Raw genomic sequence first — 21,856 nt, 5'->3', positions numbered from 1 at the left:
CAACTCCTGTAAAAATAATTTTATTAATTTTTCTGCAGCATCCGCTTCGTAATCGCTTTATGTCAGCTGTTCGAGCGAATAGCGCGTCAAATTGATAAATTGTGTCCGTAAAATCGGATTGTACGAAACGTCTTTTGCCGCTTCGTCGAATTGCAAAGCGGCCGTGTCGGTAAAAAGCGAGATGTCTTTTGCCGCAAGCGGCAAGCGCGTTCCGATGAGGCGGTTTTCGAGTTCGATACAGCGAAACGTCACCGCCCCCGAAAACGCGAGTTTGATATTCGTTATCATGTTTTTTTCGTTGTCTGCAAGAAACGCAAACGAAGCGCTCGTCTCGGTAATTTTCCGGTCGGCTCCGAGACGGCGGAATACCGTTACGTCCCAGTCGCCGAGGGGTATGCGGATGTTCGATAAAATCGAACCGTGCGGTATGCCGGTAAAATTGAGGAGCGGCACGTAGACGGAGTCGAGCGAGCTTTTTAATTCGAGCCTCGCATCGAGGGCGAGAAGCGGGGCGTAAAGCGTACGCCGTATTCCTTTTGCACAGATATTGCCGCCGAGGGTCGCGATGTTCCGCACAAAGGGGTTTGCGATGCTTTTGACCGATTCGGTAAGCGCTTCGGGAACCCGCGCGCTCGCAAGCGAGAGAATGTCCGAAAGCGTAACGGCCGGTCCGCAGTCGATATACCGTTCGTGCATCGTTATGGAAGCGAGATCGGAGATGCCGTGAACGGAAATCGCTTTTTGAGGCATACGCTCAAGGGATGTGCAGCCGCCGACGACTTCGAGAGCCGATACCGATGTGAGCTGGTAAAACAATTCGGCTGTCGTCTTTGCAAAGAAAAACGTGTGATTATTTTGCATTTTTTTGCGCTCCCATGCGCTGCACTCTAAAATCGAAAGCATAGAGGATGCCGTCGACGAGCATATCGGTGTTTGTACAGCACGGCGAAAGAAGCGACACTTGCTCCGCGATTAGCTTTCTTGCGGGCTTTACGGCGGTGTTTAAAACAGTCTGTGCCGCAAATATTTTTCCTGCGTTGCAATAGCCGCACAACCGTATGCCGGCTTTATTAAACCCCTTGGCGATGTCTCCGTAGTCTTCGGTTTTTGTAAAAGCGTCGAGCGTCACGATATCGGCATCCCGCGCGAGGGCAGCGGGAACGATGCAGCTCGGAACGGCTTTGCCGTCAAGGCAGACGGTACACGCGCCGCATACCCCTTCGCCGCAGCCGCACTTTGCCGAAAGGCGGCCGCCTCTTCTGAGCACGTTTATCAATTTTTCGTACGGCAAAGCTTCGAGTAGGGTTTTTTCACCGTCGAGCGTCACAGGTATCTTCATGCGTTTTCTCCGGAAAGATTTTGCGTTTTGGAATGCATCGTTTCGGCACTGCACGGCAGTTCGCGTATGCAAAAGCCGAGTGCCTGCGAAAGAGCGGCCGAAAAGGCTGCGGGGATAATGCTGTGTACGAGGTTTCCGATTTGAGACGGAGGAGAGTCCGACTGCACAAACGAAATATGCACGCCGTCGCACGAGATCGTCTCTCCTTTGACGAGCTGTACGAGTTCCTGTTGGATCGCGATACGGATCGTATTTTCGGCTGCCCGCAGCGCGAACACTTGTCCGCAGTCGATCGTTATCCATATTCCTTTGATGCGTTCTTTGTACGTATAGGGATCGAGTTCGATTTCGACGACAGCGCATCCGAACGAACTCGTGTAAAAGGGGACGCCGGAAAAAGTTTCTTTGTTCCACAGCTTTTTGATTGCCGGCGGAAGACCTCTTTTTACGGTGATCGGAAGAGCTTGTTTTGCCGCTTTCTTTTTTTCGAGTTCGGTGCAGCACTGATGCAAAAGCTGTGTCGTAATGCTCAAGCTGCCGTAGATACTGTTCGGCGTCGGCAAATCGCTTCCGCTCTGTTCGTCCGGCGATATCGTGACGGCGGACGAAGATACTTTGAGCAGGGATGATACGAGCTTTGTCCAAATATCCGAAATCGTCGCGGACGGGACGGGAGAGTGAATCGTCACCGTTTCGTCTTCTTCGAGCGTCACCGATACCTTTTGTTTTTCCGTAACGAGATCGTTGTTCAAATAGCCCGAACCGCCGAAGGCGCAAGCCATGCCGATACCGCGTATCGGCAGCGCAAAAAAAGTATCGAGCGAATCGGACTTTTCGGCCGCATCGATTTTAAATGCGGCGTATTTGCGGTTATAATCGCTTATTTTGACGGCGTTCGCGATTGCAGCTTCCGTTTTACCCGTGCGGAACGTAAAGGGCATGGTGCTTTGTTCGGAAGCGGTACGCATATTTTTTATGCGGAATTCGGACGGTAGTATCTCGGCGCGTTCGGCTATTTGCTGCACGTGGTTTTCGATCGCAAAAAACGCCTGCGCGTCGATGATATCGGCGAACACGGATGTCGGAGAAGAAGGCGAGGTCGCGGCTTTCGCACTTATTAAAATGTTTGGGATATCGTATACGCCGCACGAAGCGATCGCGAGGCGATCGACGATTTCCTGTGCGAAGGGATTACAGTATCCGACGTCGGCTTCGATCGAAATCTTTGTCGCCAGTATATCGCCCGCTTTCGAAACGGCGCTCTCGCACGTGATAGAGGCGGCGACTCCGGGCTTCATAAAGGTTTTGTGTTCTTCGCGGGAAAGCGAAAGCTTTACCGGCTTTCCCGTCAAATATGAGGCGAGAGAAGCTTGGATGACGAGCGTCGCGTTGCGCCACATACCGTTCGCATCGTGTCCCGACGTATTCGTTCCCTTTATGACGATGCGGTCTTCGCCGATTTTGAGCGCGGCTGAAACGGCGCTTTTGAGATAGAGCGGCCACTGCGTCGGTGCAAAGATCGTGAGTGTACCGTTTTCCATAAAGCAAAACGCGCCGTTCGTTTCCGGCCACGACGGCTGCACGGTGTTTTGCACCCATGTACCCGATACGACGTAATCGGCATTTCGAAACAGTTCTTCCGCTTTGCTTTCGGAGCGGAAGCAGCCCGTTTGTACTGTGCGTTCGGCGACGACTTCACTCGTTTTTTCGTTCGAGTCGGCACCGTCTTGCGCAATCGGAACGGGCGTGTCCTCCGGCGCATCGATGTACATTGCGTGTGCGATTTTTAAAAGCTTTTTCGATTCGCTCTTTTCTTTCGGCAGCGTCACCGCAGGCAGCGCGTAGCCCTTTGCAACCGAGCGCAGCGCCGATTCGACCGTCGCGCTGTCAAAGGCTATTTCGATTTTGCTCGTGAGCTCGTACACGGTCTCTTCGTCCGGCCCGACGATGATACCGACGGGTTCTCCGAAATACGAAACACGCTCGGTACAGAATACGGGTGTGTCTGATGCAAGCGTGCGCATCGCATTTTTTCCGGGAATGTCACGCGCGGTAAAAAACGCATAACCTTCAGGCAGTTCGGGAACGGATATGCCGACGATCGTACCCGACGACACGGGACCTCTCACGAGCGCGCCGTAAAGCATATCGGCTTTGATACAGTCGGTGTAGTATTCATACACGAGCAGCGGCTCTTTTTTCCCTTTTTTGTCGCTTTTCTTTTTCGCTTTTTCAGGCATGGTGTACCGCTCCTATGGATCCGACCGCTTCGATGACGCTGTCCGTCATATCGCTTGTCATACCGGGCCACAGCGGGATCGAAATCGTCGATGCGAAACGTTTTTGTGCATTCGGAAAATGAAACGCACGGAATTCGGGATACAATTTTTTCCAGTACGTAAAATGAAAGAGGGGTATAAAGTGCACCGAAACGCCGATGCCGCGCGACTGCAGTTCTTTTGCAAAGTCGTCGCGGGAAATCGTGAGCGCATCCGGTTTTATACGCATGAGGTAGAGATGCCATGCGTTTCCCTCTCCGTCGGGAGGGACTTCGATAAAGTCGAGTTTTGAAAACGCATCGTCGTATTTTTTTGCAACAGCTTTCCGCGCTTCCAAAAATGCGCGGGCTTTTTTCAACTGTTCGATGCCGAGCGCGGCGAGGATATCGGGCAAATTGAATTTATAGCCGCATTCGGCGATATCGTATTCCCACGAAGCGCGGGGGGACGTATAGCGATCCCATGCAGCTCTGTCCATGCCGTGCATACGCATGAGCGCGATGCGCTTTGCAAGCTTTTCATCGCGTACGCATACCATACCGCCTTCGCCCGTCGTTATGGTCTTTGTCGCGTAAAACGAAAATACGCCTGCGTCTCCGATCGTTCCCGCGTAACCGAGCTTTGTCGGAGAAGGGAAGGAGTGCGCCGCATCTTCTATGACGCGGACATCGTACGCTTTTGCAAGGGCGCATATTTTTTCCATACGGCACACGTTTCCGGCGATGTGTACCGGCACGATCGCTTTTACTCGCTTTCCGTTTTCGCTCTGCAATATGGCTTCGATGTTTTGCACGTCGATATTGTAGGAATCTTTTTCGATGTCGGCAAAAAATACGTCCGCTCCCAAATGCCGCGCGCATGCGGCGGTCGATACGAACGTGTAGGGCGTCGTGATTACGGCGCTTCCCTTTGTAACGCCGCACGCATCCATCGCGAGGATCATACCGCTCGTATTGCTGTTTACGGCAAAGCTTTGCACGTTTTGCACATCGAGCGAAAGCGCTTCTCTTGCGCTCAGGACGTCGCTTTTCACAGCGTTCATCATGTCGGAAAAATCGCTTTCAAAACGCAGCGCGTATTTTCCCGTCGTGAGCCAGCCGCTTTTAAGCACTTCGAGCACCGCCCGCTCTTCTTCGATGCCTATAGCGGGGCGGGAAAAGGGAACGTGTATGTCAGCCACGGTTTGCCTCCGCGTAAAAGGCTTTGAGAGAAGGGACGTCTTCGGAAAGTACGGACACGAGATATTGTTTGTTGCGGTATTTTTTTTCTTCACCTGAAGTGCGGAAACATACGGGATAGAGCTTTTCAAGGAGCGAGCGCAAGTGCGCTTCGGCGTACGGCGTGTTTTTCAAACGCATAATTTTTTTGTACGAAGTTTTTTGCGCTTCTTCTTCGGGAAGCCGTAAGGGTTCGATGGCCCGCTCTCCTTTTCTCGCTCCGGTAAATACGATGTCGATGTCTTTGTACGGTTCGAAACCGCTGAAACGGATAATCTGTTCGGCGAGCTCCGTTATCTTTACGGGCTGCCCCATATCGAGGAGGTAGGACGAACCGTTTTCGCCGACGCCGCCCGTACGCAAGACGAGGGAACACGCTTCGGGTATCGTCATAAAATAGCGCTCCATAGCTTTGTCGGTGACGGTAACGGGGCCTCCGTTTTTAATCTGTTCCATAAAGAGCGGTAAAATGGAACCGCGCGAACCGAGTACATTGCCGAAGCGGACGAACATAAACGATGTTCCGTCCCGCGCTTTATCGGCATAGGAGAGCACGAGTTTTTCGCACAGCATTTTCGATACGCCGTAGACGGAAACGGGACTGACGGCTTTGTCGGTCGAAACGAGCACGAAGCGGCGGACACCGTGAGCGATGCACGCATCGAGAAGATTTTTCGTGCCGAATACGTTGTTTTCGATCGCGGCGACGGGATTTTCTTCCATGAGCGGAACGTGTTTATAAGCCGCACAGTGAAAGACGACGTCGCATTTCGTGTGCGAAACGATGTAGTCGACATAGTCTTTATCTTTCATGTCGCCGATGATAGGCACGACCGTCGCTTTTTCGCCGACGCCTTCTTTTTGCAAAAGGTGCAGTTCGCGGTCTATTTGATAGATGGAATTTTCGCCGTGACCGAAGAGGTACAAACGTTCGGCTCCTCCCGACAAAAGCTGACGCGAAAGCTCCGAGCCGATGGAACCTCCGGCTCCCGTGATGCACACGCGCTTTCCGCGCAAGTACGAAAGACTTTCTTTCAGCGAAATCGTTACGGGCGTGCGTCCGAGTATGTCCAGCGGATCGATATCTCGCGCCTGCACCAAATGCGCCGTACCGTTTACGATCTGGCTCACGCTCGGAAGAATTTTGATATGCTTAAAGCCGCCCGATTTGAGCGTTTCGTAAATTTCTTTTATCCGTTCGACGCTTGCGCTCGGAATCGCGATGATCGCTTCGTCGCTGTCGGTACAGCGGATAATCTTTGCGATGTCGGCAACAGGACCGAGCACCGGAATGCCGTCGAACTCCTGGCCGATGAGCGATTTGTCATCGTCGAGAAAGGCTGCGACTTTGCCGAATATTTTTTTACGCTTGATGTCGCCGGCAATGGAAATGCCTGCAAATCCCGCGCCGATTATGTACAAATGCTTGTCGGATCTGTTCACGGTTTTTCATTATAGCACAGCCGTCCGCGTTTTACAATTCGATAAACGACTCTGTAAAAGCCGTGCGGCCGCACTTCACAGACGGAACGATACGGGTATGCTACTCGCTCGAATTTCGTTTGACTTCCGCTTCGCTTGCGCGGATGTATACGGGGCCGTCGAAATCGGCAAGCGGTTTTTCTCCCGCTGCGATTTTCGCTTCGGCGAGTGCAAAGAGCGAGTCGGTCGTAAGTTCCGAAAAATCGAGCGCATACAGCGTTGTGCCGACACCGTTTTGTCGGGCGGCTTCGGCAAAACGCTTCGCATCGGGTCCCGTGCAGAGCGCTTCTTTCGCATCTTTTAAGGCATGCAGTATCGTTTCGATTTCATAATCTCCGGACGGAAGCATTTCCGTTCCGCTTTCGAAAACCGCTGCGTAGAATCTGTGTTTTTTCGCATCGATTGCGGAAACGACGGGAAAGGGGAGGGCGCGGTAGGGATAGGCGTAGACTTCGAGTGTCGGGATGCCGTAGATGGGCGCGCCCGTCGCCTGTTCGACGGCTTTAAGCGCGGCAAAGGCGAGCCTGAGTCCCGTAAAAGAACCCGGTCCTCGGCAGAGCGCCGTATAGTCGAGCTCCGCTATCCGTAAGCCCGCTTTCGATACGGCGGCATCGATTGCGGGAAGGAGCGTTTCCGATTGTTTCATGCCGATATCGTAGACCGAAGAGACGACGGCATCATCGTTTTTTGCAGCGACTGTAAGGCGCGTTCCGGCGGAATCTATCGCAATCGCTTTCACATAATCCTCCCGAAAAATCTAAATGCGCCCTACCGTATCGTTTCGTGCGGCCAGTTGGAGATGCGCACGGTGCGCGAGCCGTCGTCGTTTACGCCGATGTCGATCGCAATCGCCGTATCGGGCAGTTCACTCATGATCTTTTCGCTCCATTCGATAACGCATACGCCCTCTCCGTAAAGCATATCGTCCGTTCCGAGATTGATAAAATCTTCGGCGCCGTCGAGACGATAGACGTCCATGTGGTAGAGCGGCATCGTTCCCGAATATTCGCTGATGAGACAAAAAGTGGGACTCGTGATTTCATCGCGTATGTCGAGGGAACGTGCGATGCCCTTGGTGAGCGTCGTCTTTCCTGCAGCAAGCGGACCGCGCATGGCAAGTATGTCGCCTTTTTTCAGGAGCGCGCCGATTTTTTGTCCGAGCGTTTCGGTTTCTTCGGCGCTCTTCGTCGTAAAGGTCATAGGGGCAGCTTTCCTTTGGAATCCGCTGTGATGATATATGTCCTCAATGCGCTTTTAATCGGAACAACGGGATAGTTGATCGGTTCCGAAATGATTACGTCGATTTTTTTTGTACCGAGCGGATCGGTTTCTATGCTGAACTCCACAGGCGTCTCAAAATCGCCTCCGGGAAGCTCTATGATAGCCTCTCCTTTGAATTTGCGGAGATAATAAATGCTGCCTTCTTCGCGGCAGATGTTCCGAATTTCTACAACTCTCATTTCTGTACGATACCGTAATAAAGTTTAATAATCAAGACGGGATATTCCGTTCGTCGTCCGGTACGGCGCCGTATCGATACACGTATGCGAAGATGCGATTCCGTGCTTTATCGGATATGTCCGTAAAGAGAACGCCGAGGGAAAACGTATTGTTTGCGGGGTTTTTATGAACGCCGACGATGAGTCCCGTCGCTTCGTATGTCGTTTCGGAAAGCATGATCGAAACGCGCAGACGCTGGTTTTCTTTTATCGGGAGATTCGTCACAATCGCGCAGCTGTCCCCGGAAACGTTCGCAAGGATGCCGTTGTGCGGTTTTGTTTTTTCCTGTCTGTCGTTCGCCGCAAAAAAAACGCAGGGAACGTTGATGGCACTGCGCTTCGATTTCCGCTTTGTCTGCGGCTGCAGATCGTTTGTATGCGACAATATCATCTCAGTACCGTCGTCGAAACCGATCGAATAACGGATGACGCGTGTTTGAAAGCGGTAGGTCATACCGCTCCTCGTCATAAACACGAAATCGCTTTTTGAAAGCGGGGCGGGTTTACGTTCCGAGTTGTATAGCGTTCGCGGAATGGAAAGCGTCATATTTTCCGCCGTATTTTTTTTCAAGGTGCATCGGATCTGTACGCCCGGCAACAACAAAAATGAAAGTTTTGTCTCTTCGGGTATGCCTGCCGTCGACGTGATCCACGTATCCGCTGCGTCCTGTATTTCGATTTTACGGCGGAGTCTGAAAAGAGACGTGATCTTTTTTTCGGAGCTGCCGTTTTTTACCATCGCGGCGTAGTGAGCGTTGAAGAGTTTATCGACTTCGGCCGCATTGTAGATGAGATAGCTTATATTGGGCGCTTTATTCGCGCGGCAGATCTCCCACAAAAGGGAAGCTTCGTCCTTCGAAAGCGAAAGCCGCTTTGCCGTCTTTTCGATGTCGCCGTAGGTCGTCGGCCGTTTTTTTTGCGCTTCAATCCATTCGGGAGAAGAGCGGATGCGCTTTCGTATTTGATACAACAGGTAGATGACGAAAAAGACGAGTATGATAAAGGCGGGGATGAGTAAATATGCGTAATACTTTGTCGCAAGCCGCGCTTGGAGAGGCGTGATGCCGCTCGGTACGTTATAGCGCATGGAAAACCTCCAGCGCTTTTGAGGCAAGCTTTAAACGCGGACATATTTCGTATTCGGCCAAATCGCCGACGAGCACCGTATCGTTCGCTTTGAGCGCTTCTTCGAAGTCCGAAAGTACGGGTGTAAGGTCGGCAAAAAACTCGGACACTTGTTTTCCGTCTATGACGATTGCGCTGTAGGTGTCGGGAAAAAGGGATGCCAGAGAAGCCGTCCGACAAAAAACTTCGATATCGTCGGCAAGCTCTGCGATCGATTTCGTCGCTTCTTTTCCTTTGCCGTTTTGCAGATCGACGGGAACGCGTTCCATGCGTTCGGCAAGCGATGAAAAAAGACCGGAAAGCTTTTTAAAAGAATCGGCTATCGACTGTTTTGTCACAACTTCGAATTCTATTTTCATCGCAGGTGCAAGCGGAAGCTTTGCATATTCGTCGAACGAAGAAGCGTCGACTTTTTGCCCGTCTATGTAGATACCGATGACGGCAGCGTCGTTTTCTTCGCATGTCGCTTCAAACGAGCGTAACACGTCTCCGATCGTTTTTTCGCCTTCAAGCGTCACGTCGATTTTTGCACCGTTGACAAATAAATCCATAACAATTCCTTAATCGATTTTTTTTATTCGTTATTTCTGTTGTTTCGCCGCATAAAATTCGAAATGGTCGTCTGCTGGTTTTCGAGACTGTTCAGCGACCCTTCCATGCTCGCAAACTTTCTTCGAAGCTCTTTTTCTTTTTTATCCATCTGCGTTTCGAGCTGCGCTATCTTCGTTTCGGACGATTTGATGCGCGTGCCGAGCGCGCTTATTTTCGTGCCGATGATGCCGCCCGTTTGAACGTATGCGCCGAGTTCGCGATCCAATCGGTATGCGATGCCCGAATCGACTATGAGGTCTCCGTCGCTGTCATAGCCGAACATATTTTTAATATCTTCAAGGTGAGAGGTGAGGGCGGCGTCGAGTTTTTTTTCATCGATTTCGAGATAACCGCGCAGCCGGCTCGGCGTATAGCCTCCGGTGCTCCCGCTCGCGTTCGTCGAAATGCCGATTTGCGAGAGCATTGTTATGACCGCATCTCCTTTTGCCTGATAGCGCGCGCTTTGAATCGCTTGAAAATTCGATTTCATGCTCGTAAGCGAAAAGTCGCCCATAAAAAGACCGAGCCGCTCTTTTTCTTTTTCGCGCCGGTCGTCGGAAAGGTAGGTGAGCTCGTCGACGATTTCGCTTTTGTTTTGCGAAAGGATATTGATTTGCGCGATCGATTCGTTGTATTTTCCGACGAAAGTGATGAGCGCGTCTTTTGCCGATTTGACATCAGGATCTATTTTGATCGTCGCCGTCCTTTCGGTTTTTTCATGTACGTGGAGCGTTACGTCGGGCACGACGTCGTCGATATCGTTCGTCGGCCGCTTGATCGTAATGCCTTCGTACGTGATGATCGCATCTTGCGCCGTCGATGCGGCATTGTTCGGCGTAAAACCGCCTGCGGACTTCGGATCGTAGAGCGAAACGGACGACATTGTAAAAGCGCTTCCCGTGTTCCTGTTTCGGATGACGATCGAAGCGATACCCGGGTAATCGTTCATGTCGATATCGACAGTCGTTTTGTCGCTCGTCAAAATATTCGGCGTCGCGATTTCTTTTTCGCTCCCGTCGCTCATGGCCGCGTAGACGACGCTTGCCGACGTTACGGGTAAAAGATCCGTGTTTTTCGTTTCCGTATTTTTCGGAAGCATGGTATCCGACGGATTGTTGTCGATGACGACATCCTGAAACGACGCATAGCCTGCGCTCGGAAGTTCGGGCGCAAGCGGTCTTTTATTGAGCGCTTCCGTTACGTCTTCGACCGCTTCTTTTGTGAGCGTAAACGAAATACGCTTTCCTTCATTTCCCTGCGGCACTGCAAGGGAAAATCCGCTTCTCGGCGGAATCGTCACGCTTCCGTTTGAAACGGCGATTGCCGCATTCGTGAGGCGAGGGAGTCCTTCCTGTTCGAGGGAGGTCGTTTGCGGCGGAGCGGGGCGGAATTCCGTTTTTACCTTTCCGAATGACGCCGCATCCGATTTTACCGCTCTTATCATCCCCGTTTCGATCGCAAAGGTTTTCGCTTCGTCTTCAAACGTGAGACGGTTCGCTTCTCCCGTTTTTTTCGATTCGATGAGGATCGTTTTCGTTCCCGCCCCCGATCCGATGACGAGCGAATTGATAAGATCGCCGCCTCTCTTGTTGAGCGCTTTTGAAAAATCGGTAAGAGAGCCGCCTTTCCAGTTAAACGAAACGGATTTGTCGGCGACGCGAAACGTGTAAGTGCCTTGGGGGACTTTTGTGTTATCGGGGAGTTCGGACGATAAAAAACGGTCGGCGGTCGCCGGCTGTATGACGTTGACTTTAAATGATTGATACTGCGCGCCCCGATTCGCATCCGCCGTAATCGCGTATTCGTCGGATGATGAGGCGAGCTTATTGTTGAACGGATTTTCGTGGGAATACAGCGTTTTAACGCTGTCGCGGAATTCCGTCAACTTTCGGTTAACGTCCCGCCACGCGTTTTGCTGCGCTTGGTAGGTTTTCAGCGTGTCCTGTTCCCTTGTGAGCGGGACACGCTCAACCTTCATAAGTTTTTCTACCGTGTCGTTCGTGTTGTATTTGTCGGTGACACCCGGTATGTTCAATCCTGGCATAATCCGCGTTCGTCCGAACGATTCGATTAAATCATTTCGTCAAAAAGCAAACCGATCGCTTTTTTCATGCTGACTTTCATCTTCTGTATATCTTCGGACGGTATCTCCTTGATCACCTTGTTGGTGCTCGGATCCAATACGCTGATGACGACTTGTCCGAGCTCTTCATTGACACTGAAGCGCAGGCTCCTTCGTCCCATCACCATATCGGACAGCCGTTGGAGCTGCTGTGCGTTTTCCCGTATTTCGGCGAGATTTTGTGCAATGTTTTGCGCTACTTCAGCTCCTCCCGGCACCGAGCGGGCGACTCCCGCCGTCGCCGTACCGGCACCCGGTATTTGCGGAGCGACTTTGAAGTAGTTCTGGCCATCCATTGCCAAAGCCTGCCCGATACTGCTGGTAATTGTATTCATAGGGCAATCCTCCTGAAAAAGAACGGGAAGGGGCGCATCCTTTCCGTTACGTTTATTGTCAAAAAGACGACATCCGGTTGTCTCTCGGACAATAATCCGATTTCTTTACTGCAGCAGCGCTAAAACGTTTTGCGTTTGGCTGTTTGCCTGTGCAAGCATCGCGGTTCCCGATTGTGTGAGAATCGAGTTTTTCGTGTAGTCCACGATTTCCGCAGCCATATCGGTATCTCTAATACGCGATTCGGCAGCCTGCATGTTTTCCGCAGCGACGTTTACGCCTTTTGACGCCATCTCGAAGCGGTTTTGATACGCACCGAGATCCGCCCGTTGTTTCGTTACTCGAAGCAGCGCGCTGTCTACGGCGCCGAGCGTGGCGTTTGCCAAGTCCGGCGTTGCAATCGAAATCTGCTCGTTGTCACCGTTTGCGTTTTTCAAGCCGAGCGCCGTTGCCGTCATCGTGCCGATGTATACGCGGACGTTTTGGTCGACGTTTGCACCGACATGGAACTGCATCGTCTTTGCGCCGTCCCAGCGGCCGAAACTGCCCGTAAGCATATTCATGCCGTTGAATTGCGCTTGACTTGCGACACGATCGACTTCCGACACAAGCTGAGAAACCTCAACTTGAATCTGCATGCGATCTTCATCGCTGTAGATGCCGTTCGACGCTTGAATCGCCAGTTCGCGGACGCGCTGAAGGATATCCGTTGTTTCCTGAAGATAGCCTTCCGTCGTCTGCAAAAACGATACACCGTTTTCGATGTTTCGCCCTGCCTGATTCAAACCGCGGATTTGACTCCGCAACTTTTCGGACACTGCAAGACCCGATGCATCATCTCCGGCTTTATTGATCCTTTCGCCGGAAGCGAGTTTCTCGATGTTTCCCTGTATGTTGGCATTCGAAATGCCGAGCACACGTTCCGCATAGAGCGAACTCATATTGTGATTGATAATCATAATTTGTGCCCTCCATGTTTACGTACCGCAGAACATCATGCTCTGCGACCTTGCCGTGAAGGCTGACTTTCCGGTTAGTGCGCCCCCGGAAAGCAGATTCAGACCCGTTACGGCAGGAAAAATCAGCCTTTTTGCAAGCCGATTTTTCCTGCCGCCACAACCTATGGATTGCACATTGTCAAAGAACAAAAGCATGTCCGAACGCATGCTCGATAGTTACAGTACACACGGAAATAGGGCGGAACCCGCCTTTCCTCTATAAGTGTACTACACTATCTCAGTAATGACAAGACATTTTGCGTCTGCGCGTTCGCCTGTGCGAGCATCGCCGTTCCCGCCTGTTGCAAAACGGTATTTTTCGTAAACTCGACCATCTGTTTTGCCATGTTTGTATCGCGGATGCGGCTTTCCGACGCCTGCGTATTTTCGGCTGCGATATCGAGGCCGCGGATCGCGTATTCCATGCGGTTTTGATACGCGCCCAAATCGGCTCGCTGTTTGTTGATCCGCTTGATCGCTTCGTCGAGCGTGCCGATGACGCGGTTCGCTTCTTCCGGCGTTGCAATCGAAACCTTTTCTTCCGTACCGAGCACGCGCAGTCCGAGCGCCGTCGCCGACATCGTGCCGATGTACACCTGCATCCTCTGATCCATGTTCGCTCCGATATGGAACCACATGGAACCGGTAACCGTGTTTTCTCCCGTCGGGCGGGCGAAACGTCCGGTGAGCATGTTCATGCCGTTGAATTGGGCGGAACTTGCGACGCGGTCGATTTCCTCTACGAGGGAAGAAACTTCGACTTGGATCTGCATGCGGTCTTCATCGCTGTAGATGCCGTTCGACGCTTGGATAGCCAGTTCGCGGATGCGCTGGATGATGTCCGTCGTTTCCTGCAGATAGCCTTCGGTCGTTTGGATAAAACTGATACCGTTTTGCGCGTTCGTCGACGCTTGATTCAAACCGCGGATTTGACTGCGCATCTTTTCAGATACGGCGAGTCCCGACGCATCGTCTCCCGCGCGGTTGATCCGTTCGCCCGATGAAAGCTTTTCCATATCTTTTGCAAGACTGACACCGGTAACGCCGAGCTGACGGCTGGCAAAGAATGCCGACATGTTGTGGTTGATAACCATAGGTATTCCTCCGTGGAATAGATGTACGGCAGAATCCTTTCTGCCGGTTTGCAAAAAAGTGCATCTGTTTACAAGGCTACATCTACACTTTTCTGCAAGTGAATTGTAAATTTGCAACGGTACGGCTTAACAAGTCGCGCCGCAAATTCCAATCCTTATTCACTATCGGCACGGAGAACAAAAAACTTTAGCGAATTTTTAAATTTTTTTCGATTTTTTCAATGGATCATCGGAGCATTTCGATGATGCGCCGCATACTGCGCCCCGCCTTTCCGCGGTGGGAAATTGCATTTTTTTCTTCGTCGGAAAGTTCCGCTGCGGTTTTTCCGATTTCGGGGATAAAAAAAATCGGATCGTAGCCGAAGCCGCCGTTTCCGCGAGAATCTTCGATCGATGCGACGATTTGCCCTTCCATCGTTTCCTGCGCAGCGTACATGCGCTCGTCCCCCAAATAGAGTACCATCGAACACGTGTAATGCGCACTCCGCTCGCCGTGCAAAAAACGACAATCGCCCGAACTCTGCATAATCGTATCGTTCAACTCTTCGATGAGAAAGCGGTTTTGCGCGTCCTGCGCCGTCTTTTTGCCGTCCGCTCTGCCTCGTGGAAAATCCCGTCCGCCGTAGCGCGAAGAGAAAATGCCGGGTCTCCCGCCGAGTGCGTCGACCGAAATGCCCGAATCGTCGGCGAGGACCGGGCAGCGCACGATGTCGTAGAGCGCGCGCGCTTTTATCAAAGCGTTTTCGAAAAACGTCGCTCCCGTTTCTTCCGGATCAAAATCGATTCTTTCGTCTGCAGGAATGACGATTTCGTGCGGCGAAAAGATTTCCGCCGCTTCGCGCTTTTTGTGCGCATTGTTCGTAGCGAGGTAGAGTTTCATACAATCCATCATACAGCGGAAGCAAGATTTTCGCAACGCGGACGGAACTTTGCGCTTCTATTTTCCGTGTTCTTTCCGAGCTTCATTCGGGAATATCCGTCGTTTCGGTTTCGTTTTGTTCTTCACGTACGAGCTTTTGTGCTCTCGTGATGTAGTGGCTTACTTGCCGTTCGCAGATGCCGAGTATGTTTGCAATCATTTTATTTGTCGGGCAGACGCGCCAGCGGCTTTGCCGGAGTTCTTTGTTTTTGTGTTCCCAACTTTCCGTTTGCTTGCGGTATTTTTTCAAAAGCCTTTCCATATCGGTTTTTTCTTTGTCGCACATTTTCATCTGTATATAGTATTTTCGGTGAAAGTAATATGCATTGTCCCGCCGCCTGATAATCGTGTTGCGTCGTTCGATCCGCGAATACAAAAGTGAATTGAGTTCGGCGATGAGGCGCTGCAGTTCCGCGCTTTGCAGTTTGCAATATGAACACACGTCGTCGACGGAAGACGCGGAAATGTAGTAGCTCGATTTCAGCGCGAGGATGAGCGCGGTTTTCGCATCGCTTGCGTTTTTCGGTTTGCATCTTCGTGTGAGCGTTTTCCAGATTTTCGTGTTAGAAACAGGTGCGTAGCTTACGGCCTTTTCCGCAACGGTAAGTACCGTATCGTTTTGCAAACGCTCGACAGCTTCGGAGTACGAAAACGATTTTATAGTGTTGTCCGCAATAAATCGTCGTAGTTCGTCGCGTTTTCGCGTCAAAATCAACCCCTGTACGAAAGCGTAGAGGTAAGAACGGAACGCGCCGCAGTTTTCATCGAATCGTTCGAAAATCTGTCCGCCTTTTTGCAAAAAAGTCAAAATGATTTCGCTTTTAAAATCTTCGTCGAATCCCATAAGGCCGAAACGGTAGGGTTCGCGGTGTATATTTTCTGCGATATGCTTGACGGCTTCCGTTCGAGAAATCATTCCCGCTTTGACGAGGTTCGGCAATTCATCGATTTTTTTTGTATCCATATTTGCTGTCTCCTTTCCATTTGGATACTGTTAGAGATAGCAATATTTATGCCAAAATCTGCGGCGGGTCGATGTTTTTATGCGGTGCAAAAAAAACACCGACCGGATATCGATCGGTGTTTCGAGTAAAAGCACTGCGGAGATAAGTTTATTTGTATTTGTAAAAGCCTTCGCCCGCGTTGATACCCGTTTTACCTTCGTCGATGTAACCTTTCAGGATTTTCGCGATGCGCCCGTGGAGCGAAGCCGGATCGGAAGAGTCGGGACGGTTCATCGTAATGTTGTACGCCGTTTCCAAACCGACGATGTCGAGGATTTGAAAGGGGCCGAGCGGGCTTCCCGTGCCGAGCTTCCATGCCAAATCGATGGTTTTTACATCTCCGACTTCGTTTGCGAGCAGGGCTTCGCCGGCCGTTAAAAAGGGGATGAGCATGGAATTGAGGAGATAGCCGGGCTGCTCTTTTAGAACTTTGAGCGGTATCATGCCGATGTCGTTGGCAAAGGCGACGACCGCATCGAATGCGGCAGGATCGGTTCCGTCGTGTCCCATGATTTCGGTCATATTGTTGCGCCAGATATTGTTTGCAAAGTGGATGGCCAAATAGCGTTTCGGATTTTTGACGTGATCGCGGAACATGCTCGGTACCATAGAAGACGAGTTTGTCGCGACAATGGTTTTATCTTCAAGGACGGCCGAAAGCGCGTCATAAAATTCTTTTTTCGCTTGGGGATTTTCAGCCATGCTTTCGATGACGATGTCGGCGTCTTTGACTGCCGAAGCAAGGTCGGTTGTGAGCTTTAGGTTTTTATACGCCGTTTCGACATTTTTTTTGAGGCGGGCGATTTTTTCGGCGCTTATATGCTCGCTGTCGTCTATGAGGCCTCTTGAAAAGATCGCTCCCTTTGTGCCGATTTTCGTTTCGGCATCGGTCAATTCGGCAAGGTATATTCCGTGCAGCCTGTCGATTTTCGGCTGAGACCGTCCGATCGACGCGTCGGAACGCAGCCATATCGTAACATCGAATCCCTTGTATGCCGCTTGAAATGCGATTTGACTTCCCAATACGCCGCCGCCCGCTACAACAACCTTTGTAATGCTCATATATATACTCCCATAAAAACTTTTGCAGGAAATATCAATTTCCGAAAAAGTTTTTAGCCGTGCGCGTGTGCGCACACGTTCAATAGTCGAGTTTGCAAAACAAAACGTATCCTAGTCATGCGATTTTTATCGAAATAACACGTATACACGTCTTCTGCAAACATCCAAGCAAACTCGAGATAAAAAGTGTCGGCGATATTTCAGACGGCGCTTTTTATCGTATCTCCTTGAAAATCAATATCTCTCTTCGCGCCCTTATAAAACGCGGGCGAATTCTTTGACGATTTGAGGGATGAGCGTATCGATTTTTCCGCTCGAACTTGCGCCTGAAGCGTTTTTGTGCCCGCCGCCGCCGAATTTTGCCGCGACCGCGCTCACGTCGACGTTTCCGCGCGAACGGAATCCTATCGTACACGAATGTTCGCTTTCCTGTCTTACGAAAACGACAGCAAGCGTTTTTTCCGAAGCGAGAAGCAGCGTATACAATGCGTCCGAATCGCGGCCTTCGGCGCCCCATTTTTGCGTATCGTCCGTCGTTTCGCTCGTGACGATGAGTTTTCCGTCAAGATAGCGTTCCGCGCGGGAAAGAGCGGAACCGAGGAGTTTCCGCGTTTCGTAAGGCTTTCCGCCGGTAATAAAGTCGTAGGTTGCTCTCGGATTTGCGCCCGAAGAGACGAGGCGGGAGGCGGCTTTGAACACTTCGGCGGAATCCGATTCGAGGAAGCGGAAAAATCCCGTGTCGGTGCACAAACCGGTAAAAAGAATTTCCGCTGCATCTTTCGGTATGGGGCCGACAACGCTTTCGTACAAAATCTGAACGATCGCGCAGGCGGCGGGGGAAGACGGGTCGATGATGCAAAGCGCGCCCTCCGGAGCAGAGGCTGTCTTATGGTGATCGATGACGCAAGTATCGAGGTTGTGCAAGTCACCGTCGATGTCTCCGAGCCGCGCGTATTCCGAGCAGTCCGTGATGATGAGTGCGCTCTTTTTACGCTCTTCTTCACTTAAAAAACGCATCGAAGAAGAAAATCGATTTTCATATCGCTTTATTTCGGTACGCTTAAAGGGCCCTGCGGAAAGCAGCTGAAACTCTTTGCCTTTTTTTTGAACGAGCATACCGAGCGCGATACACGAACAGATGCAATCGCCGTCGGGCTCTTTATGACCGCAGATGTAAAAAAAATCATGCCGGTCGATAAAATCTCGGAACGATGCGGCTTCCGTTTCTGTGAGCAGTTGCATAAAAGATTGCGCTCAGTTTAAGTCGAGTTCTTCGAGCGTATCTTTGTCGGTATCCGTCACTTTATTCGGATCGGCCAATCCCCAAAAATCGGTGTTCTTCGTCGGGGGGACGCTTAAAATGACGCGTAAAAATTTGCCGTTGTCTTTGACGATCGTCATAAAGGGTTGAAGCGTTCCGCGCACCGTGCGGAATTTCAATTTGCGCGGATTTTCGGTATTGCCCTTTGCCCATTTTTTCGGAATCGTCGTCGAACCTGCTCCGACTTTATTTTTTGCATAGATGACAACGTATGCGTCTTCCGTCTGCAGCACTTTATATAGGGGAACGGTAAAATAGGTAACGGAAGACCATTTGCTTTCGTCGAGCTTCGGCTGCGTCGTTTTTTGCGCCGTCAAAGCTGCGGCGCAGAGCACAAGGGCTGCAAAACACAGGACAATCTTTTTCATAACAATTCCCATAAAAACTCCTTAAAAACCGGTAATCGAGTTTACCTCGCGCGCTTTATGCGCGGAAAAACCGCTTATTTTATGTATCGTCACATTATGCCGAGCATAATAGCTTTTATCGTGTGTTTTCTGTTTTCCGCTTCGTCCCATACGATACTCGCTTCGCTTTCGAACACCGCTTCGCTCACTTCTTCGCCTTTGACCGCAGGCAGACAGTGCATAAAGACGGATGTCGATTTGCCGGTTTCTCTCATGAGCTCTTCCGTTACGCGAAAAGGAGAGAGCAGCTTTGTACGCGCATCTTTCAGCGCTTCTTCTCCCATCGACACCCATACGTCGGTATAGAGACAGTCGGCACCGCGGACGACGCTTTTATCGTCGCCGAGAGTGATCTTTGCTCCCGACTGAGCGGCGAACGGAGCGCAGATTTTTTGAATCGCTTCGTCCGGGAAAAGCTCTTTGGGGCTGTAGACCGAAAAGTCGATTCCGAGCTTTGCCGAAATGAGCATGAGGCTCCGCGCGACGTTGTTTCTGCCGTCGCCGCAAAAACACCATTTGAGTCCTTTGAGTTTCCCGAACCTCTCTTTCAATGTCATCACATCGGCGAGCGCCTGAGTCGGATGAAAGGCGTCGGTCAGCCCGTTGATGACGGGAACGCCCGACCAGCGGGAGAGCTCTTCTGCGTGTTCCTGTTTAAACCCGCGGAATTCGATCGCGTTGAACATCCGGCCGAGCACGCGCGCCGTGTCCTTGACCGATTCTTTTGCACCGAGCTGGATGTCCTGCGTCGACATAAAAACCGGATGCCCGCCTTCTTCGCCGAATGCGCTTTCAAAAGCGCTTCGCGTGCGCGTCGATCGTTTTTCGAAAATAAGTGCGATAGTTTTTCCGGCAAAGCGAGCGTGAACTTCTCCCCGTTTCGCTTCCGCTTTTACGGTACATGCGATGTCGAGCAGGGTTTCGATTTCGTCCGGCGACCAATCGATCCAATTGAGGAGGGATCGCCCTTTAAACGGAGCTTTAAATGTTTCCATAACTGTTTACGAATATAGTAGCTTGAATGGAAAGTTTTGTAAATTACCTGAGCACAATCGTGTAAAATTATTAGCGGCATGTGGGATTGAACCCGCGGCGGATTACCCTAAGCGATGCGAAAGCATCGCACCGCCGCGTCCCTGAAAAAGCCGGGCTTTTTCAGGTCGGAAGCTTATTTTGTATATTGCTTATTCTACATAAGTATGTGAGCGTATTTAGCGGCATGTGGGATTGAACCACAGACACTACGGATATGAGCCGTATGCTCTACCAACTGAGCTATGCCGCCATGATAAAACCGAGCATAGCATATTTCTTTTATTTTTGTCAATAAGGTGTTCGCGACCTTTTCGATGCCCTCATCCTGCATACGGTAAGTTTCCCGTTCTTGCAAGATTTGCAAGAATTCGTGCAAGAACTGCAAGATTCTTGCAATTTTAAAAACGGTTACCGACAGCATATATATGGCAACCGTATCGATAAAATACAGTTGGCTCGCATCTTTCGTATCAGCGGAGTTCGGAATCTTTAATAAAGGTTTTTGCGTATGCGACGAGAGAAGCGGCTTCCGCATCGGAGTACGGGGCGATATCGTTATATGCGGGATCGATGCAGTTTTCGTTTCGAAACTGCGCAAATCTCCACGATGCGTCGGAAGGGAGCAGGGCGGCCATTTCTTCTATGTCGCGCTTTGTTACGAGGGGCGGGACGAGTACGGTTCTCCATTCGCGCGAAGAAGGCGGGAGAGAAGACGTGAGGCGGGCGGTTTGTGCAATGCGGGATGAAAAATCCTCCGCGATTTTTGCCGCAGCCGATTTGTCCTGCGTTTTTGCTTTTTCCGAGAGTTCGCCGTAGCGCGACGGGGAGGTTTTTATATCCATCGCGATAAAGTCGGGGCGCATTTTATCGTCTTCGATAAGAGCGTTCAGTTCGTCGGGCAATGTGCCGTTCGTGTCGAGCTTTACACGGTAGCCGAGCGCTTTTGCATAAGGGACGAGGTAGGGCGTAAGCGGATTTACGAGGGGCTCTCCACCGCTTATGACAAAACCCGTGAGGACATTTTTCCGTTTTTCGAGGTGTAAAAAGACTTCTTCCGCCGTCGCATAGATATCGTCCGCTGCCGCTTTTCCGCCGAGCACGAGGCCGGCGTTATAGCAATAGGGACAGCGGAGATTGCAGCCGCGCAAAAAAAGACAAGAGGCGACGCGCCCGGGAAAATCGACGAGCGTCGTCTTTATGAGGACACCGGCTTTTACGTGCAGGAGCGTTTCGGGAATCGAAGTTTCCGTCATGCGGTGACGGAAGCGAATACTGCGTCGAGCTCTTCAACGCTGTGGCACCGCGCGCTTTCTTCACCCGATTCGTCATAGACGATAACCGTCGGAGAAGCGAATACGCCTTTTTTTGCAGCTTCGGCAAGTCCTTCATCGGTGTCGACGTCGATCGTTTTGCCGCTCATCGAAAGCTTTGCCATATACGCTTGTACCGGCGGGCAGTTGGGGCAGGTTTTTCTCGAAAAGAGTTCCCATCTGCCGCTTTTTTCAAAACCCGATGCGCGCGAGGCGGCGACTTTTGCCGCAGGCTGTGTAACTCGTGCAGGGGATGCGCACTCGCATGCGCTGTCCGCTTCGGTGATTTCGTACGCCGCACTTTCGGGAACGGCGAACATTTTCCGGTGATCGTATTCTTCGCGTTTGCCTTTATTCCAATTGCGGACTGCGCGGTAATAGCCGACGATGCGCGCATACACTTCGGTTTCCGAGCCGTGTACGTCCGCAAGCGCCGCCCTCGTCGCTTCGATATCCGCATCGATTTCTTTGATCGTTCGTTTCAATTCAGTCATAGCAATTTCCCCCTAAGCCCATAGTTGTAAATATATCATATATGTATTAGATATAATATATGCGCTAATTATAGTGTTGTTTTGACCCTATGTCAAGTTTTTTACGCTATATTTAGCAGTGCGTATCGGAAAACGCTCCGAAAACGCGCCCGTATAAAATCGGCTGTACCATGCCGCAGATCTGCCGTACTGCAGCAACCCCGCGGGCAGTCCTGCTGGCCGCCG

22 protein-coding genes and 1 tRNA gene are annotated in these 21,856 nt (G+C 51.2%); all 23 read right to left on the bottom strand.

The window, feature by feature from the left end; genetic code table 11:
- Positions 1–57 precede the first annotated feature (57 nt).
- On the bottom strand, positions 58–861 hold the full coding sequence (locus IZU26_RS06070) for an FAD binding domain-containing protein (protein ID WP_433277535.1): 804 nt from the start codon (positions 859–861) through the stop codon (positions 58–60).
- On the bottom strand, positions 851–1,339 hold the full coding sequence (locus IZU26_RS06065; RefSeq protein WP_021331307.1) for a (2Fe-2S)-binding protein: 489 nt from the start codon (positions 1,337–1,339) through the stop codon (positions 851–853). Before IZU26_RS06065 ends, IZU26_RS06070 begins: the two co-directional genes overlap by 11 nt.
- The gene (locus IZU26_RS06060; RefSeq protein WP_433277533.1) at positions 1,336–3,579 is read right to left on the bottom strand and encodes a xanthine dehydrogenase family protein molybdopterin-binding subunit; all 2,244 of its coding nucleotides are present in this window, start codon (positions 3,577–3,579) and stop codon (positions 1,336–1,338) included. The genes IZU26_RS06065 and IZU26_RS06060 overlap by 4 nt, the downstream gene beginning before the upstream one ends.
- Positions 3,572–4,798, bottom strand: a complete 1,227-nt coding sequence (locus IZU26_RS06055; RefSeq protein WP_433277531.1) for a DegT/DnrJ/EryC1/StrS family aminotransferase — start codon at positions 4,796–4,798, stop codon at positions 3,572–3,574. The genes IZU26_RS06060 and IZU26_RS06055 overlap by 8 nt, the downstream gene beginning before the upstream one ends.
- Positions 4,791–6,278: a polysaccharide biosynthesis protein gene (locus IZU26_RS06050; RefSeq protein WP_433277529.1), complete on the bottom strand. Its 1,488-nt coding sequence runs from the start codon at positions 6,276–6,278 to the stop codon at positions 4,791–4,793. The genes IZU26_RS06055 and IZU26_RS06050 overlap by 8 nt, the downstream gene beginning before the upstream one ends.
- Positions 6,279–6,378: 100 nt before the next feature.
- Positions 6,379–7,056: a tRNA (adenosine(37)-N6)-threonylcarbamoyltransferase complex dimerization subunit type 1 TsaB gene (gene tsaB, locus IZU26_RS06045; protein WP_433277527.1), complete on the bottom strand. Its 678-nt coding sequence runs from the start codon at positions 7,054–7,056 to the stop codon at positions 6,379–6,381.
- Positions 7,057–7,085: 29 nt separating this feature from the next.
- Complete coding sequence (tsaE, locus tag IZU26_RS06040; protein WP_310823200.1) at positions 7,086–7,517, bottom strand: tRNA (adenosine(37)-N6)-threonylcarbamoyltransferase complex ATPase subunit type 1 TsaE; 432 nt, start codon at positions 7,515–7,517, stop codon at positions 7,086–7,088.
- Positions 7,514–7,777, bottom strand: a complete 264-nt coding sequence (locus IZU26_RS06035) for a hypothetical protein (protein ID WP_021331328.1) — start codon at positions 7,775–7,777, stop codon at positions 7,514–7,516. The genes tsaE and IZU26_RS06035 overlap by 4 nt, the downstream gene beginning before the upstream one ends.
- A 31-nt stretch (positions 7,778–7,808) precedes the next feature.
- Complete coding sequence (locus tag IZU26_RS06030) at positions 7,809–8,903, bottom strand: PilZ domain-containing protein (RefSeq protein ID WP_433277524.1); 1,095 nt, start codon at positions 8,901–8,903, stop codon at positions 7,809–7,811.
- The gene (locus IZU26_RS06025) at positions 8,893–9,492 is read right to left on the bottom strand and encodes a hypothetical protein (protein ID WP_433277522.1); all 600 of its coding nucleotides are present in this window, start codon (positions 9,490–9,492) and stop codon (positions 8,893–8,895) included. Before IZU26_RS06025 ends, IZU26_RS06030 begins: the two co-directional genes overlap by 11 nt.
- Before the next feature lie 23 nt (positions 9,493–9,515).
- Positions 9,516–11,576 (bottom strand): flagellar filament capping protein FliD, encoded by a 2,061-nt coding sequence (fliD, locus tag IZU26_RS06020; protein WP_433277520.1) that lies wholly within the window; start codon positions 11,574–11,576, stop codon positions 9,516–9,518.
- A gap of 26 nt (positions 11,577–11,602) precedes the next feature.
- Positions 11,603–11,989, bottom strand: a complete 387-nt coding sequence (locus tag IZU26_RS06015) for a flagellar protein FlaG (protein WP_021331308.1) — start codon at positions 11,987–11,989, stop codon at positions 11,603–11,605.
- A 105-nt stretch (positions 11,990–12,094) separates the two neighbouring features.
- Entirely contained in the window at positions 12,095–12,946 is an 852-nt protein-coding gene (locus IZU26_RS06010) for a flagellin (protein WP_021331322.1), read from the bottom strand.
- Positions 12,947–13,218: 272 nt separating this feature from the next.
- A complete protein-coding gene (locus IZU26_RS06005) occupies positions 13,219–14,079 on the bottom strand; it encodes a flagellin (RefSeq protein ID WP_021330164.1) in 861 nt (286 codons plus the stop codon).
- Positions 14,080–14,305: 226 nt separating this feature from the next.
- Entirely contained in the window at positions 14,306–14,959 is a 654-nt protein-coding gene (gene rdgB / locus IZU26_RS06000) for an RdgB/HAM1 family non-canonical purine NTP pyrophosphatase (protein ID WP_433277517.1), read from the bottom strand.
- An 82-nt stretch (positions 14,960–15,041) separates the two neighbouring features.
- A complete protein-coding gene (locus IZU26_RS05995) occupies positions 15,042–15,962 on the bottom strand; it encodes a hypothetical protein (RefSeq protein ID WP_310823204.1) in 921 nt (306 codons plus the stop codon).
- 148 nt (positions 15,963–16,110) lie between these two features.
- Positions 16,111–17,064, bottom strand: a complete 954-nt coding sequence (locus tag IZU26_RS05990; protein ID WP_310823205.1) for a 3-hydroxyacyl-CoA dehydrogenase — start codon at positions 17,062–17,064, stop codon at positions 16,111–16,113.
- A gap of 255 nt (positions 17,065–17,319) precedes the next feature.
- Positions 17,320–18,306, bottom strand: a complete 987-nt coding sequence (locus IZU26_RS05985) for a DHH family phosphoesterase (protein ID WP_433277514.1) — start codon at positions 18,304–18,306, stop codon at positions 17,320–17,322.
- 12 nt (positions 18,307–18,318) lie between these two features.
- Entirely contained in the window at positions 18,319–18,753 is a 435-nt protein-coding gene (locus tag IZU26_RS05980; protein WP_156002175.1) for a hypothetical protein, read from the bottom strand.
- 89 nt (positions 18,754–18,842) lie between these two features.
- The gene (gene argF / locus IZU26_RS05975) at positions 18,843–19,787 is read right to left on the bottom strand and encodes an ornithine carbamoyltransferase (protein WP_433277511.1); all 945 of its coding nucleotides are present in this window, start codon (positions 19,785–19,787) and stop codon (positions 18,843–18,845) included.
- A gap of 217 nt (positions 19,788–20,004) precedes the next feature.
- Positions 20,005–20,077 (bottom strand) — tRNA-Met (locus IZU26_RS05970).
- Between the two features lie 220 nt (positions 20,078–20,297).
- The gene (locus IZU26_RS05965; protein ID WP_433277509.1) at positions 20,298–21,080 is read right to left on the bottom strand and encodes a radical SAM protein; all 783 of its coding nucleotides are present in this window, start codon (positions 21,078–21,080) and stop codon (positions 20,298–20,300) included.
- Positions 21,077–21,631 (bottom strand): anaerobic ribonucleoside-triphosphate reductase, encoded by a 555-nt coding sequence (nrdD, locus tag IZU26_RS05960; RefSeq protein WP_433004672.1) that lies wholly within the window; start codon positions 21,629–21,631, stop codon positions 21,077–21,079. The genes IZU26_RS05965 and nrdD overlap by 4 nt, the downstream gene beginning before the upstream one ends.
- Between the last annotated feature and the right edge of the window lie 225 nt (positions 21,632–21,856).

The organism is Treponema sp. SP13 (genome assembly GCF_050938355.1).
In the GTDB taxonomy this organism is placed as follows: domain Bacteria; phylum Spirochaetota; class Spirochaetia; order Treponematales; family Treponemataceae; genus Treponema_D; species Treponema_D socranskii.
Note: the sequence above shows the minus strand (reverse complement) of the source record. Positions and strands in the feature narration are given on the sequence as shown.